Here is a 15549-nt window from a genome sequence, read left to right as displayed (position 1 = left end):
CCCGCCACATGGGACTCTCCAAGCACACCGTCGACGCCTACCTCCGCCGCATCCGCGCCAAGCTCAACGCCCACACCACCGCCGACCTCACCCGCCTCGCCATCACCATGGGGATCTGACACCTGGCACCCGACTATCTGCCCACATGCGGCCCAAGGCCGAGCACAGTTCGCCCGAAGCCTGCGTCCCGAACGTGCCGACGTCGGGATCAGAAACTGCCGTAACGGATGAAGAGACTACGGACCGCGGAGGCGCTGGTACCGAGGGCAGCTGCCACCTCCTCCACCGACAGCGCACCGCTCCGTACCGCACCGCACCGCACCGGCCGCCTCCTGCCCCACCCGCGCGCTAAGGCGCTCCAACACGCCCAGGGCCCTGAGCGCGGCGAGCGGGTTGTCGACAGCAGCGGTCTGCAGCTGGGCGGCGAGTTGGATCAGAGCGCGGCCAGCGCTTCCGGCACCGGCACGGTGGTGTCGCGGATGACGGACAGGTGGGCGGTCCAGTCCGCGAGCGGGCCCGCCAGATCGATGTCCGCCTCGTGCAAGCGCTGCTCACCGATCTCCTCCCAGTCCAGCGGGTACTCGGCCGGCCCGCGCCACCCGCACGCACACGCGGCCCGCAGGGCTGCCGCCCGCGGACGGCGGAACTTGCCGTCGTAGACGGACCAGCGCGTCGAGGAAGGGACGTGCGAGCCGCTGCCGGTGTCGAAATGCACCGGACCCGGCTCACTGCCATCGGCCAGTAGTGCTCCTACCGCGTCTGCATGAGCATCACCGAACTCCGCCGTCGTCCAGTCCCACGCCGCCGCCACGACGCCTCCCCTTGCCACCGCTGTGCCTTGCCGGAGCCGGACCGAGGCCGCCGGCAAAACCGAGCCTGCCTCCTCCACGGGGAGCATGCACCGTGGATCTCCGAACGGAACGCCAATAGCACCCGCTGTTGGATCAGCTGCGCACCGTCGCACAAGCACCAACGTCTACGTCTTGTCCGGACGATCACGTTCGCAGCCAGACGGAGAGGGCTACTGCTGTGGGATGCCCAGGAAGACGTTGCCGCACTTGTCGTAGCGCGTGGCGACCGGCGGGTACGGCTTCACACGGTTGACCGCGCGTTCGACGGTGATGCGCTTCTTGCACCGCACTTGCAGGCCGGGCCGCCGTCCGCCGCGAGAGCCTGTGCGCAAGCGGGCAGCCTGGCTATCGGTTTTCTCCGGGAGCATGTGCCGGATATCCCGGCGTCGCAGATCCTCGCGGCAGGGCCCGTTGCCGTAGCCCTTGTCGGCCGATCACGCTGCTGGAGCGGTTGGGGCAGTTTGCCTTCCGCGTCGACCACTGCGACTCCAGGAGGTGTTCCACCACCAGGCACCGTCCTGCCCGTGGCCTCGTCGACGCCGTTGACCCGCAAGTCGTTCGGGTGGGCGTCAGCTCGCCTGCCTCGCCGGGGTGACCAGGACCAAGGGGATCTCCCGGGTCGTCGCGGTGCGGTAGGCCGCGTACGACGGCATGGCTGCCACCACCGCCGGCCACAGTCGGGCCGACTCGGCCGCCGTGGCCGGCCGGGCCGTCGCCGGGAAGGTGGCCGCCTCTACCTGGAGGGTGACCTCCGGGGTGGCCAGCAGGTTCAGGTACCAGGCCGGGTGGCGGTCCGCGCCCGCGTTGGACGCCGTCAGGACGTAGGCGTCCCCGTCCCGGACGTACGCCAGCGCCGTGCGGCGCAGCAGACCGGACCTGCGGCCCCGGGTGGTCAGGAGCAGGTCGGCCACCCCGGGGGCGGGGGCGGCCGCCGGTCTCCTCGAAGCGGCGGATGTGGTCGGCGACCCAGGGGGTGGGGTTGTCGTGGATCGTGTCGGTCATGCGGGGCACACTCCCGTGTGGGTCCGGTGCACAGTCGGGGCTTCGGCCTCGTCCAGCAGCGCGCGAGCGAAGTCCGCAGGCGTGATGCGGCTGCCGGCGGCTGCCGGGGAGAACGCGTACCCGCCCGAGGGCTCGCCGTCGTGGTCGAAGTCCCCCGCCGGGCTCAGCACCGCCCAGTCCAGCTTCTCTGGTGCGGCCGCCCGCAGGGCCTCGGTGCCGGCGCCGTGGCCGAGGTAGAACTCCCGCCACTCCTGCGGGTACCCGGGGGTATCCATCAGCAAGTCCCCGGAGGCGGTGGGCAGTACCGAAGCCAGGCCGACCGACACCAGCCGCTTCACCCCGGCCGCCGCAAGCCCCTCCGCGAGGGCGCGGGCGGCGGCCGGGAAGAACTCTCCGGGGTGCGCCCCGGGGTCGTAGACGGCGACGATCGCCGCATCGTGCCCGGCCGCGAGCCGCGCTACGGCCGCCGGGTCTGTCACGTTCCCGTCGCTCCGCCCGGCCGCCGTCACCTCATGGCCCCGCCTCACGGCCTCGGCCACGGCCGCCCGGCCGACGCGGCCACCCGCCCCGAAGACGATGATCCTGCTGCTTTTCGTTTCCATGGCGGGAGCGTAGAACGGGGGCTGGTTTCCGATCGGATACCGCCCCAGGTGTGGATCACGAGGAGGCTGCGCACCGAACCGGCCCGCTTCGGATCCCGAGATGTTCGATCCCGTCCTGGTCCATTGCCCGCCACGCCGAGCGGCGGCCACCCGTTGCGGATGGTCTCGGCCACCTCCGGACCCTGGACGGCGCCGGAGGCCCGCGGTGCGGACAGTCGGGTCACCCGGGCCCGACGCCGAGACAGATGACCGCTGTACGCCGGGGGCGCGGGAGGCCCGTCACCGGTACGGGCCGACTGCGGCTACGTGGCCCGTAGCGCTGCCAGCCGCTGCTCGAACGGCACCACCTCGAAGCCGTCCGCCGGGTCCACCGACGTGATCGCCCCGGTCAGCGAACGGGGTGCGATCGCGGGGGCGGTGTCGACGTCGGGGGCGGTGTCCCGGGTGGCGCGTGCCGTGAAGCGTGCCAGCTCTGCGCCCGCGCGGGCGATCCGCTGCGCCAGCCCCTCCTCGCCCCAGTCCTCCGAGGCCGCGTATACGGCGGTCGGCAGGACGAGCGCGCGCAGGTAGGTGAACAGCGGGCGCAGGGCGTGTTCGGTGACCAGGGAGTGCCGGGCGGTGCCGCCGGTCGCACCGAGGAGCACCGGCTTTCCGGTCAGGGCGTCCTTGTCGATGACGTCGAAGAACGACTTGAACAGGCCGCTGTAGGACGCCGCGAACACCGGCGTCACGGCGATCAGGCCGTCCGCGGCGGCCACCGCGTCGAGCGCGGCGGCCAGGCGGGCTGGAGGAAACCCCGTGACGAGGTGCTGGGCGATCTCCGTCGCCAGGTCCCTCAGTTCGATCACTTCGGGCTCGGCGTCCAGGTGTTCCAGAGTCGCGGCCGCGAGCCGGTCGGCGAGCAGCCTCGTCGAGGAGGGGGAACTCAGCCCCGCCGATACGATGACGATCTTCATGCCTGCGTCTCTCCCTTCGGTGTCCCCTTCGGTGTCTCCTGGGCCGCCGCCACGCGGGCCGAGTGCGTCGGCGCGTCCGGCACGCCGACCGGGCGCAGGTTCGCGAACTCCTTGCGCAGGACCGGCACGACCTCCTCGCCGAGCAGGTCGAGCTGCTCCAGGACGGTCTTCAGGGGCAGGCCTGCATGGTCCATCAGGAACAGCTGGCGCTGGTAGTCGCCTGCGTAGTCCCGGAAGGACAGGGTCCGCTCGATGACCTGCTGCGGCGAGCCGACGGTCAACGGCGTCTGGGAGGTGAACTCCTCCAGGGAGGGGCCGTGGCCGTACACCGGTGCGTTGTCGAAGTACGGGCGGAACTCGCGCACCGCGTCCTGCGAGTTCTTGCGCATGAACACCTGGCCGCCGAGGCCGACGATGGCCTGCTCGGGGGTGCCGTGCCCGTAGTGGGCGTAGCGCTGCCGGTACAGGTTGACCATCTGCCGGGTGTGGGAGGCCGGCCAGAAGATGTTGTTGTGGAAGAAGCCGTCGCCGTAGTACGCGGCCTGCTCGGCGATCTCCGGCGAGCGGATGGAGCCGTGCCACACGAAGGGCGCGACGCCGTCCAGCGGGCGCGGGGTCGAGGTGAAGGACTGCAGCGGTGTGCGGAACTTGCCCTTCCAGGTGACGACGTCCTCGTCCCACAGGCGGCGCAGCAGCGCGTAGTTCTCGATGGCGAGGTCGATGCCGTCGCGGATGTCCTTGCCGAACCAGGGGTAGACCGGCCCGGTGTTTCCGCGGCCCATCATCACGTCGACGCGGCCGTCCGCGACGTGCTGGAGCATCGCGAAGTCCTCCGCGATCTTCACCGGGTCGTTGGTGGTGATCAGGGTCGTCGAGGTGGACAGGATCAGGTTCTCGGTGCGGGCGGCGATGTAGCCGAGCAACGTCGTCGGCGAGGAGGGGACGAACGGCGGGTTGTGGTGCTCGCCGGTGGCGAAGACGTCGAGGCCGACCTCCTCGGCCTTCTGCGCGATGGCGAGCATCGCCTTGATGCGCTCGTACTCACCGGGCGTGCGGCCGGTCGTCGGATCGGCCGTGACGTCACCGACGGTGAAGATCCCGAACTGCATGACTCCCCTTCCCAAGATTGTTTACAATTCAACCATATCTCGGAACGGAGGGTGAGATCGAGGTATTCCCGAAGGAGCGCCCTACCGCCGGGCCGGACAGACCACGGGACACCGGCCGGGTCCGTCGGCACCCCTGCGGGGCTCCGCTGCACGGGCCCCCACCTACTGCCACGAGCGCCACCCTTGCGGACCGTCTTACGGGCGCCACCCGGAAACGGCTGGCGGGCCCGCGCGGCGCTTGCGAGCATGCACGTCATGAACACGACGGGGGATGAACGGATCGACGTGCTGCCGCTCGGCACGACACGGGTGCAGGGCACGGTCGAGGCAGTTGCCGGAGGTCGGTTCCTCGTCCGCACGCCCGGGCTGGTCGAGGTGCACGACCGCGAGGACTTCTTTGCGGGCAGGACCGGAGGAGCCACCGCCGCCCTGCGCACGGAGGAGCACGAGCGGGCGGTCCCCACACCCGACAGCGGGTTCGTGGTGGCCGGGGTGGCGTCGATACGGGCGCTGGGCCCCGACGGGAACGTGCGCTGGGAGCTTTCCCACGACCCATGGCACGACGCCGCACGGGCGCACTGCACCCCGGCCGTCAGCCCGGACGGACGGCTGGTGAGCGTCATCGTGCCGACGCTGGAGCGCGACAGGGACAAGGCGGCCCTCGTGTACGACATGGAGCCGGGCCGCCACTACACCTGGGACGACCTGCTGCTCCTGGACGCGGCGAGCGGCGAGGTGCTCGGCCGGCGGCAGCTCCGTTCGCTGGCGTCGGCCGCAGTGCAGTCCTGGCGTCCGGACGGCGGCACCGTGGTGGTGTCCAGCTGGACCGCCTGGCAGAGCTGGTCGACCTGGTGGGCCGAGCCGCGCGCCGACGGTCTCCGCATCCTCGGCGGCACTCGGATGCGCGCGCTGGCGGGATTCCTCCCGGATTCCCGGGTGCTGACGCAGCGGTACGCCGAGTACCTGTTGCCCGACGACGACCGCGACGAGCTGGCGACGTACGACCTCGAATCCGGAGAGCAGACGGCGCTGCTCAACCTGGCGGAACTGGCCGTCGACCCGGAGAACGACGAGTTCTCCTCGGCCGAGGTCCTGAACGGGCGCCACGTGCTGGTCCCGGGCCGCGTGTACCCCGGGGACGGGCCGCCGGAGTCCCGGCACTGGCTGCTGAACGCGGACACGCTGCGTCCGCTCGGCCGGCTGTACTACCCCGCGCCGGTGGGCGAGGAGGTCACCGCCCTGGGAGACGGCACCTGGCTCACGCACGACGGTGACCGGCTGCACCGCTGGTCACTGGAGCGCGCAGACGCCACAGGCGTCGGATCACCTGAACGCCTCCGGTCCAGCTGCGCCTGAGTGACGGCCGCGGGCGCGGGGTTGGCTCCGTCGGCGTTCGCGCGGCCGGGCAGACCGGGTTAGACCGGGAAGACTGAGGTATCCCCTCCCCCGCCGGCCGCCTCGCCGGTACCGCCCCCCGCACTCTCGCGATGCCCTCCCCTGCCGCTGGCCGGCCGGAGAGCCGACGCTCGCTCGACAACCCGCCACGGACCGGCACGGTGACCGAGTTGCGCTTCGGCGTGGGGCGCGAGGGCGTCGACCTGGTCATGGCGGGTCACACTGCGGACCGGCGCGGGAACCGGGATCGCCATCCACGGCCAGCGCCACCGCCGTTTCACCCACAGCGCGGGCGCACGGGGCCATACGCGCGTCGCCCCTGGACGGCGCCCGTACACATGCGGCGACCGGGGCTGTGTGGACGCGTACGTCAGCGCCAACCGGATCGTCGAACCCTGGCGCGAACGGGCACCGGGCGAAGAACGGGCGTCGTCACGCGCGGACGACGTGGGCGCGCTGGAGGCAGCGCCCGCGCCGTGGCGGCGGGCGACCCGACGGCCGCCGCGGTGATCGACCGGGCCGGCCGCCACACCTGGGCGCCGCCGTGGCCAACCGCGTCAACCCCTTCCCCCCAGGTTCTGGTCCTGTGCCACCAGGTCGTCGACCTGCTCGGTGAACCGCTCCCGCGGGCCCCGTACGAGGCCGTCACCCGCCGTGCCCTCTCCCTGCCGCACCGGGCCGTGACCCCATGTGCCGCAGCGCATGGGAGTCATCCGAAGGGCCGCCACCTTCGCGCTCGAACGCTGCCTTACGACCGTGACGGGTTCGCCCTCGTCAGCCGCACGCGCCGGCCCCGCGAGGACAAGCGCGTCCACCCGGATGACACGGAGGCCCGAGAGCGCGCCTGAGGCTCCGAGGTGCCACCGACCCGGCGGCAGGGCGGCCCGGGGTGGGGCGCAGACGCTCGGGAGGGGCTCACGAAGTGTGCGCAAAGGTGACCCCTGGGGCCTTGACGGCTCAGTTGTGAGCGTTAACACTCGTGTCACGCCAGGCCAGAGCAGTGCGGTCGGGCAGTGCACCACAAGCGGTCGACGCCGGCCCGCCGCCCGGGAATCCGCCTGGGACGCGTCAGCCGGGCCCGCCCCTCATCGCGCCGAGTCGCGGCGCATCACTGGAGGAAAAGTGCAGAGAATCTCGGCATGCGTGGTTGTGGCAGTGCTCGGCCTGACCTTGGCGGCCTGCGGCCAGAGCGCGAACGACGTCGGGAGCGAGGCCGACGCGGGCGACGCCAAGGGGGGCCTGGTCGGGATCGCCATGCCGACCAAGTCCTCCGAGCGCTGGATCAACGACGGCGCCAACATGGTCAAGCAGTTCCAGGCCAAGGGCTACAAGACAGATCTGCAGTTCGGCGACAACGTCGTCGAGAACCAGGTGGCCCAGGTCGAGAACATGATCACCAAAGGCGCCAAGCTTCTGGTGATCGCTCCCATCGACGGTTCCTCGCTCAGCGACGTGCTGCAGAAGGCGGCCGACGCGAAGATCCGGGTGATCTCCTACGACCGCCTGATCCGAGGCACCGGGAACGTCGACTACTACGCCACCTTCGACAACTACAAGGTCGGCGTGCTCCAGGCCACGTACATCGCCGACCGGCTCGGTCTCCAGGACGGCAAGGGTCCCTTCAACATCGAGCTCTTCGCCGGATCACCGGACGACAACAACGCCGCGTTCTTCTACCAGGGCGCCATGAGCGTCCTGCGGCCCCACATCGATGCCAAGAGGCTCGTGGTCAGGAGCGGCCAGACCGAGTTCGCCCAGGCCGCCACCCTGCGCTGGGACGGCGGCGTGGCCCAGTCCCGGATGGACAACCTGCTCAGCAAGGCCTACTCGTCCGCCACCGTCGACGCGGTGCTCTCGCCCTACGACGGCATCTCGATCGGCGTCGTGTCGTCCCTCAAGGGAGTCGGCTACGGCGGCGCGGGCAAGCCGCTGCCCATCGTCACCGGCCAGGACGCCGAGCTCGCCTCCGTGAAGTCCATCATCGCCGGTGAGCAGACCCAGACCGTGTACAAGGACACCCGCGAACTCGCCAAGGTGGCCGTGCAGATGGGTGACGCACTGCTCACCGGCCGCCGGCCCGAGGTCAACGACACCAAGCAGTACGACAACGGGGTGAAGGTCGTGCCCTCCTATCTGTTGCAGCCGGTGAGCGTCGACAAGGAGAACTACCAGAAGGTGCTCGTCGACTCCGGGCAGTACACCGCCGACCAGCTGAAGTAGCCGTCACCGCCCCACCCACCGGGGCCCAGGAGCCGGTGATGCGGCGCGCCCCGACCGGCCCGCCCCCTCACCCCAGTCGAACGGACCCACCACCATGGCCGGACCCGTCCTTGAGATGCGTTCGATCAGCAAGTCCTTCCCCGGCGTCAAGGCACTGTCGGACGTCAATCTGACCGTCGCCGCCGGTGAGGTCCACGCCGTCTGCGGCGAGAACGGGGCGGGCAAGTCCACCCTGATGAAGGTGCTCAGCGGCGTGCACCCGCACGGTTCCTACGACGGCGAGATCCGGTTCCAGGGCGAACCGTGCGCCTTCGGGGACATCCGGGCGAGCGAGCGCCGAGGCATCGTGATCATCCATCAGGAGCTGGCGCTGATCCCGTACTTGTCCATCGCCGAGAACATCTTCCTCGGCAACGAGCACGCCTCGCGCGGTTTCATCAGCTGGCACCGGACGCTCACCCACGCGCAGGCCCTGCTCGACCGCGTCGGCCTGCCGGACAACCCGCAGACCCGCGTCGCGGACATCGGCGTCGGCAAGCAGCAGCTCGTCGAGATCGCCAAGGCTCTCGCGAAGGAGGTCAAGCTGCTGATCCTGGACGAACCGACGGCCGCGCTCAACGACGAGGACAGCCGCAAACTGCTCGACCTCATCATCGAGCTCAAGGCCCAGGGCATCGCCTGCATCGTCATCTCGCACAAGCTGAACGAGATCGCGCGCGTCGCCGACGCCGTGACCATCCTGCGCGACGGCCGGACCATCGAGACCATCTCGGTCGAAGCCGAGGGAATCTCCGAGGACCGCATCATCCGCGGGATGGTCGGCCGCGACCTGGAGCACCGCTACCCCGAACGCACCCCGAACATCGGGGAGGTCGCGCTGACGGTCGAGGACTGGACCGTCCTGCATCCGATCGACGTACACCGCAAGGTGGTCGACGGGGCGTCGTTCACGGTCCGGCGCGGCGAGATCGTCGGCATGGCGGGATTGATGGGCGCAGGCCGGACCGAGCTCGCGATGAGCGTCTTCGGACGCTCCTACGGACGCCGCACCAGCGGCCGGGTCCTGCTCGACGGCAAGGAGATCCGTACGCGTACGGTCCCCGAGGCCATCGCCCACGGGCTCGCCTACGTCACCGAGGACCGCAAGCACTTCGGGCTCCACCTCGCGGAGGACGTCCGCCGCAACATCTCGCTGAGCGCGCTCGGCAAGGTATCCCGCCGGGGCTGGGTGAACCATCACGAGGAGACGCGGGTCGCGGAGAGGTACCGCCGCACCATGAACATCAAGGCACCCTCGGTGTTCGCGGAGACCGGCAAGCTCAGCGGCGGCAACCAGCAGAAGGTCGTCCTCAGCAAGTGGATCTTCTCCGAGCCGGAAGTGCTCATCCTCGACGAACCCACCCGGGGCATCGACATCGGTGCGAAGGCCGAGATCTACGCGGTGATCGCCGAACTCGCGGCCCAGGGCAAGGCCGTTCTGGTGATCTCTTCCGAACTGCCGGAGCTGCTCGGCCTGTGCGACCGCATCTACACCATGGCCGAGGGCCGCATCACCGGTGAGACGGACCGGGCGGACGCGACCCAGGAATCCCTCATGCGCCTCATGACCGTGGGCGCCGCAACCCGGAACGAGCAGGTGCGAGCATGACCCAGATCCAGAGCCCCGCCCTCCCCGCCGAGGGCGCCGCCCCCGGCGGGGAGAAGGGCGACCGTGCGCCCGAAGGCCCACGCACCCTCCTCGTGCGTCTCCTGCGCGGCAACGTCCGGCAGTACGGCATGCTGGCCGCCCTCGCACTGATCATCGTGCTGTTCCAGATCTGGACCGATGGCACCCTGCTCAAACCGCTCAACGTCACCAATCTGATCCAGCAGAACGGCTACATCCTCATCCTGGCCATCGGGATGATGATCGTCATCATCGCCGGCCACATCGACCTGTCGGTGGGCTCGCTGGCGGCCTTCGTCGGAGCCGCGGCCGCGGTGATGATGGTGCACCACCACGTCCCCTGGCCCGCGGCCGCCGCCGTCGCGCTCCTGATCGGCGCCGCCGCCGGAGCCTGGCAGGGCTTCTGGATCGCCTACGTGGGCATCCCGTCGTTCATCGTGACCCTGGCGGGGATGCTGCTCTTCCGGGGCGGGACGCAGATCCTGCTCCAGGGCCAGTCGGTGGCTCCCTTCCCGCAGGGTTTCCGCCAGATCAGCAGCGGATTCCTACCGGAGGCCGGCCCGCACACCGACTACCACAACCTGACGCTGCTGCTCGGCTTCGGCGTGCTCGCGCTGGCCGTCGTACAGGAGGTCCGGGGCCGCCGCCAGGCCGCCTCCTACGGCCTGCGGCTGCTGCCGACGGGCTTCTTCCTCGTCAAGCTGGCGGCGATCGCCACCGCGGTGACCGTCTTCACCCTGCTGCTCGCCAGCTACCACGGCTTCCCGATCGTGCTGCTCATCCTCGGCGTACTCCTGGTCGCCTTCGGCTACGTGATGCGCAATTCCATCCTGGGCCGCCACACGTACGCCATCGGCGGCAACGAGCCCGCCGCCCGGCTGTCCGGCGTCAAGAGCAAGCGGATCGTCTTCCTCGCCTTCGTCAACATGGGCGTCCTGGCAGCGCTGGCCGGGCTGGTCTTCGCGGCTCGGCTCAACGCGGGTACACCGCAGGCGGGCGTCAACTTCGAGCTGGAGGCGATCGCGGCGGCCTTCATCGGCGGTGCTTCGGCGTCCGGCGGTGTCGGCACCGTACTCGGCGCGATCATCGGTGGTCTCGTGCTGGGCGTGCTGAACAACGGGATGTCGCTCGTCGGCATAGGAACGGACTACCAGCAGGTCATCAAGGGTCTCGTGCTGCTGGCGGCGGTCGGTTTCGACGTGTGGAACAAGCGCAAGGCCGGCACCTGAGGGACGCGCGCGACGACGGCGCAAGCGCCGCGTCCGCGCCGTCGCGCACACGCTCCGTGCGAGGTGTTCAATGAAATCAGGGGCGCCGCCGATGCCTGCCGGAGTGTGTGACCAGTGAGCGACCACGGCCCGGGAGATCCCGTCGCAGCAGCGGACTTCCCCACGGCTGTTCTGGTACTCGACGCCGCCGGCAGGGTGCTGACCGGCACCCGCACGGCGGCGGCTCTCCTTGGCGCTCCTGAGGTCGGCGGTCCCGGTGCCGACCGGCTCGGCGTGGAAGTACTCTTCGAGGACGTCGACCTGGCGGCCCGACTCCTGGCCGGAGCCGTCGGAGGTGCCCGGCGCAGTGCCCGCGCGCGACTGCGGCGGCCGGATGGCGGGCAGCTGGTGGCCGACGTCGATGTCGTCACCCTGATGGAGGGCTCGTCGGCGCGGTTCCTGCTGCGCCTGCGCCCCGCGGATCCGGCCGACTCCGTACCGGTCGCGGTTGCCGGTGACGTCCGCCGGGCGCCACCCGCGCCCCCCGCGGACCAGCGCTCCGCCGAGCGGCAGGCGCTGCTCAACGCGGCCGCCGCAGGGATCGGCAGCTCCCTGGACATGGTGCGCGACGCCGAGCAGCTGACGGCCGTGCTCATCCCCGCGTTCGCCGACCTCGCGGCGGTCGACCTCACCGAACCCGTGCTGCTCGGCGAGGAGCCGGGAGAGCCGGTCACCGGAGCGCCGATGCGGCGCGTCGCCGTGCGGGCCGCCGACGGGCGGTGGCCGACCGAGAGCAACTGCGCGGGCGACACCCTCCGCCTCGGGAACGTCGAGAGAGCCCACCTGCGCGGGGGCTCGGCGGTCTTCCTCCCCGACCTGACCGAGCTGCGCGCGGTGCTCGCCGGAGAGGAGGAGCGCGTACGGATGATCCTGCCGCCTGGGGCCGCCTCTCTCATGCTGGTCCCGTTGAGAGCACGCGGCTCGGTGCTCGGCGCCCTGGTGCTGTGGCGTACCGCAGAGCGCCGCCCGTTCGACCAGGAGGACGCCGTCCTCGCGGATGAGATCGGCTCCCGGGCCTCGCTCAGCATGGACAATGCCCGCCGGTACACCCGTGAGCGCCGTACCGCGGAAGCCCTGCAGCGCAGTCTCCTGCCCAGTCCGGTCATGGACGTCACGGGCGCCGAGACCTCCGGTGTCCACGTGGCCGGCGCCGCGACCGCGGGCGTCGGCAGCAGCTGGTTCGACGTCATCCAACTCCCCTCCACGCGGCTCGCGTTCGTCATGGGCACGGTCGAAGGCCGCGGCCTCGACGCCACGGCCGCGATGGGGCGACTGCGGTCGGCGGTGCAGACCCTGGCCGATCTCGACCTCAGTCCCGACGAACTACTGGCCCACCTGGACGACCTCGTCGTGCGCTTCATCGAGGACGACGACCGCCAGCAACCGGCTGGGAGCGCGCCCAGCGCGCTGACCGGTGCCACGTGTCTCTACGCCACTTACGATCCGGTGTCCTGCACCTGCGTACTTGCAGGCGCCGGTCACGCTCCGCCGGTGCTGGCCGCCCGGGAAGGCGCCGGGGGCGGCACCGTGACCTACCGCCCGGGTCCTGTCCTGGGCACCGGCGGGCAGCCGTTCGAACCGGTGGAACTGCGCCTGGGACCCGGTGATGTGCTCGTCTTCTGCGGTGGCGCACTCGCCAAGGGCACCGAGCGCTCCGAGCGGCAGCGGCAGGTGATCGGGGCGCAGGCCCGGGAGGGCGCTGACAGCGGGCTGCCGGTCACCCGGGTCGAGCGCGGCATCCTGGACGCCCTGGCGAGCGAGTCGGCGCCGGCGCACGACGACCTCGCACTGCTCGTGGTGCGGGTTCGGGAAGTGCCCTCGGATGCCACCGCCGCGTGGGAGCTGGCCGCCGACCCGTCCCTCGTGGGACGGGCCCGCACCCTCGTTGCGGACCAGCTGACCGGCTGGGGACTGGAGGACCTCGTCTTCACCACGGAGTTGATCGTCAGCGAGCTGGTCACGAACTCCATCCGGTACGCGGGCGGCCCGGTCGGCCTGCGGCTGATCAAGGACCGGGTGCTGATCTGCGAGGTCTCCGACCCGAGCCAGACGCAGCCGCATCTGCGCCGGGCGCAGCTCACCGACGAGGGCGGTCGCGGCCTGTTCCTCGTCGCGCAGCTCACCCACCGCTGGGGCAGCCGGTACACGGCGGCCGGCAAGACCATCTGGACGGAACAGCCCCTGGACGGCGGTGGGTGAGGTTCGGTGCCCACCGCGCCGAGGGTGGTGGGACCGGCTCGGCGCGGTTGTGGTCGCGGTCGGTGGCCTGGGAGCGGCTCGTGGTGGTGCTTCAGAATCCCTGCGCGAGGCGGTGGTAGGCCTGGTTCCAGCGGATCTCCTGCGTGAACCGGCGGATGCCGGTGTCCCCGTCGATGACCAGCAGCTCCGTACCGAGCATGTCGGCGAGATCGCCCAGCTCCTCGGTGCCCACGGCGCTCGACAGCACGGTGTGGTGCGGGGCGCCCGCGATCAGCCAGGCTTCGGTCGAGGTCCGCAGGTCCGGACGGGGCCGCCACACGGCGCGGGCCACCGGCAGGTTCGGCAGCGGCTCGGCGGGCTCGACCACGTCGATCGCGTTGGCGACGAGGCGGAAGCGGTCGCCCATGTCGGCGAGCCCGACCACAACCGCCGGACCGGTGTGCGCGTCGAAGACCAGCCGGACGGGATCCTCCCGGCTGCCGATCCCCAGCGGGTGGATCTCGCAGGACGGAACGGCGGCCGCGATCGACGGGCAGACCTCCAGCATGTGCGCGCCGAGGATCAGTTCCCTGCCGGGTTCCAGGTGGTAGGTGTAGTCCTCCATGAAGGACACGCCGCCCGGCAGCCCCTCGGACATCACCTTGAGTGTGCGGAGCAGGGTCGAGGTCTTCCAGTCGCCCTCTCCGCCGAAGCCGTACCCGTCGGCCATCAGCCGTTGCACGGCGAGCCCCGGCAGCTGGCGCAGTCCCCCGAGGTCCTCGAAGTTGGTGGTGAAGGCACGGAAACCGCCCTCGGTCAGGAATGCGCGCATGCCGAGTTCGATGCGCGCGGCGTAGCGCAGCGAGGCGTGGCGGTCTCCGCCGGCTCGCAGCTCGGGGGCCACCTGGTAGGTGTCCTCGTACTCCTTGACGAGTTCGGTGACTTCGGCCTCGGCAGCAGCCTCGACGCTCTCGACGAGGTCGTTGACCCCGTACGTGTTGACGGAGACGCCGAAGCGCAGCTGCGCCTCCACCTTGTCGCCTTCCGTGACGGCGACGTCCCGCATGTTGTCACCGAAGCGGGCCAGCCTGAGGCCGCGCAGTTCGGCCCGTCCCGCGGCCGCCCGGGCCCACGAGGCGATACGGGCGGCCACGGACGGGTCGCCGGCGTGGCCCGCGACCGTCTTGCGGGTGATGCCGATGCGGGACTCTATGTGGCCGAACTCCCTGTCCCCGTGCGCCGCTTGGTTGAGGTTCATGAAGTCCATGTCGATGGACGACCAGGGCAGGGCGACGTTGGCCTGGGTGTGGAGGTGGAGCAGGGGCTTGCGCAGCGCGTCGAGGCCGGCGATCCACATCTTGGCCGGGGAGAAGGTGTGCATCCAGGCGATGAGCCCGATGCAGGTGTCGTCGGAGTTCGCCTCCAGGCAAACGCGGCGGATCGCCTCGGCCTCGGTGAGGACGGGCTTCCACACGATGCGGACGGGGACGCCGGGGTCGCCGTGGAGGGTTTCGGCTATCTGCTGGGACTGCCGGGCCACCTGGCGCAGGGTCTCGTCCCCGTAGAGGGACTGGCTGCCGGTCAGGAACCACACTTCGCGTTCTTCGAGTGCTGCCACGGGAGAGCTCCTCACCGGTCGGCCTGCTGGCCGTACACGTTCTGGTAGCGGTGGTTCAGTGCGTCGATGTCGCTCTGCGCAAGGGGCAGCGGCTCGCCGAGCTGGCGTGAGATGTGGACCGTGCGGGCGACGTCCTCGCACATCACGGCCGCCTTGACCGCTGCCTTGGCATCCTTGCCGACGGTGAAGACGCCGTGGCTCTTCATCAGGACGGCGGGTGAACGGTGTCCGCGCAGCGTCTCGACGATGCCCCGGCCGATGGAGTCGTCCCCGATCAGCGCGAAGGGGCCGACGGGGATCTCGGCTCCGAACTCGTCGGCCATGGCGGTCAGGACGCAGGGAACGGCCTCGCCTCGCGCCGCCCAGGCGCAGGCGTACGTGGAATGGGTGTGCACCACCCCTGCGACCTGCGGCATGTGCCGGTAGACGTAGGCGTGCGCCGCGGTGTCGGAGGAGGGCGCGTAGTCGCCCTCGACCACTTTCCCGTCCAAGTCGCAGACGATCATGCGCTCGGGGGCCAGGTCCTCGTAGGGGACACCACTGGGTTTGATCACCATCAGGTCCTCGCCCGGCACGCGGGCGGAGACGTTCCCGGCCGTCCAGACGACGAGGCCGTAGCGGACCAGTTCCTGGTGCAGGTCGCTGACCTCGCGGCGCAGCTGCTCGATGGGTGACGTCATGAGC

The 15549-nt window shown here is 70.7% G+C and carries 15 protein-coding genes; 7 read left to right on the top strand and 8 right to left on the bottom strand.

The features are described from left to right. The first annotated feature begins 8 nt into the window (after positions 1–8). The gene (locus tag AC0666_RS30605) at positions 9–119 is read left to right on the top strand and encodes a LuxR C-terminal-related transcriptional regulator (RefSeq protein WP_478708805.1); all 111 of its coding nucleotides are present in this window, start codon (positions 9–11) and stop codon (positions 117–119) included. A 314-nt stretch (positions 120–433) separates the two neighbouring features. On the opposite strand, the gene AC0666_RS30600 is transcribed toward AC0666_RS30605, so the two are convergent. From AC0666_RS30600 to AC0666_RS30575, 6 genes are all read right to left on the bottom strand, one after another. Further along, positions 434–715 (bottom strand): hypothetical protein, encoded by a 282-nt coding sequence (locus AC0666_RS30600; protein ID WP_478708803.1) that lies wholly within the window; start codon positions 713–715, stop codon positions 434–436. A gap of 306 nt (positions 716–1021) precedes the next feature. Next, entirely contained in the window at positions 1022–1183 is a 162-nt protein-coding gene (locus tag AC0666_RS30595; RefSeq protein ID WP_478708802.1) for a hypothetical protein, read from the bottom strand. A 237-nt stretch (positions 1184–1420) separates the two neighbouring features. Beyond that, positions 1421–1762, bottom strand: a complete 342-nt coding sequence (locus AC0666_RS30590) for a nitroreductase/quinone reductase family protein (RefSeq protein WP_478708801.1) — start codon at positions 1760–1762, stop codon at positions 1421–1423. Positions 1763–1849: 87 nt separating this feature from the next. Beyond that, complete coding sequence (locus AC0666_RS30585) at positions 1850–2455, bottom strand: NAD(P)-dependent oxidoreductase (protein ID WP_468964143.1); 606 nt, start codon at positions 2453–2455, stop codon at positions 1850–1852. A gap of 302 nt (positions 2456–2757) precedes the next feature. Then, on the bottom strand, positions 2758–3411 hold the full coding sequence (locus AC0666_RS30580) for a CE1759 family FMN reductase (protein ID WP_468964141.1): 654 nt from the start codon (positions 3409–3411) through the stop codon (positions 2758–2760). After that, positions 3408–4520, bottom strand: coding sequence for an LLM class flavin-dependent oxidoreductase (locus tag AC0666_RS30575; RefSeq protein ID WP_468964139.1), 1113 nt, complete (start codon positions 4518–4520; stop codon positions 3408–3410). The genes AC0666_RS30580 and AC0666_RS30575 overlap by 4 nt, the downstream gene beginning before the upstream one ends. Positions 4521–4775: 255 nt before the next feature. Here AC0666_RS30575 and AC0666_RS30570 point away from each other — a divergent pair, with 255 nt between their 5' ends. The 6 genes from AC0666_RS30570 to AC0666_RS30545 all read left to right on the top strand — a co-directional run bounded on the left by AC0666_RS30570 (position 4776) and on the right by AC0666_RS30545 (position 13268). Then, on the top strand, positions 4776–5876 hold the full coding sequence (locus AC0666_RS30570) for a hypothetical protein (RefSeq protein ID WP_478708800.1): 1101 nt from the start codon (positions 4776–4778) through the stop codon (positions 5874–5876). Positions 5877–6137: 261 nt separating this feature from the next. Continuing rightward, a complete protein-coding gene (locus AC0666_RS30565; RefSeq protein ID WP_478708804.1) occupies positions 6138–6425 on the top strand; it encodes an ROK family protein in 288 nt (95 codons plus the stop codon). 633 nt (positions 6426–7058) lie between these two features. Further along, positions 7059–8135, top strand: coding sequence for a multiple monosaccharide ABC transporter substrate-binding protein (gene chvE, locus AC0666_RS30560; RefSeq protein ID WP_468964133.1), 1077 nt, complete (start codon positions 7059–7061; stop codon positions 8133–8135). 94 nt (positions 8136–8229) lie between these two features. Next, on the top strand, positions 8230–9783 hold the full coding sequence (gene mmsA, locus AC0666_RS30555; protein ID WP_478708799.1) for a multiple monosaccharide ABC transporter ATP-binding protein: 1554 nt from the start codon (positions 8230–8232) through the stop codon (positions 9781–9783). Beyond that, positions 9780–11030, top strand: a complete 1251-nt coding sequence (gene mmsB / locus AC0666_RS30550) for a multiple monosaccharide ABC transporter permease (protein ID WP_468964129.1) — start codon at positions 9780–9782, stop codon at positions 11028–11030. Before mmsA ends, mmsB begins: the two co-directional genes overlap by 4 nt. A gap of 114 nt (positions 11031–11144) precedes the next feature. After that, on the top strand, positions 11145–13268 hold the full coding sequence (locus AC0666_RS30545) for an ATP-binding SpoIIE family protein phosphatase (protein WP_478708798.1): 2124 nt from the start codon (positions 11145–11147) through the stop codon (positions 13266–13268). Between the two features lie 91 nt (positions 13269–13359). Here AC0666_RS30545 and araA read toward each other — a convergent pair whose 3' ends face one another. Continuing rightward, the gene (gene araA, locus AC0666_RS30540; protein WP_478708797.1) at positions 13360–14865 is read right to left on the bottom strand and encodes an L-arabinose isomerase; all 1506 of its coding nucleotides are present in this window, start codon (positions 14863–14865) and stop codon (positions 13360–13362) included. 11 nt (positions 14866–14876) lie between these two features. After that, entirely contained in the window at positions 14877–15545 is a 669-nt protein-coding gene (locus AC0666_RS30535; protein ID WP_468578673.1) for an L-ribulose-5-phosphate 4-epimerase, read from the bottom strand. Positions 15546–15549 lie beyond the last annotated feature (4 nt).

This window comes from Streptomyces sp. NPDC043680, assembly GCF_056436685.1.
The sequence above is the reverse complement of the archived record's forward strand: the minus strand, read 5'-3'. Positions and strand labels throughout refer to the sequence as shown.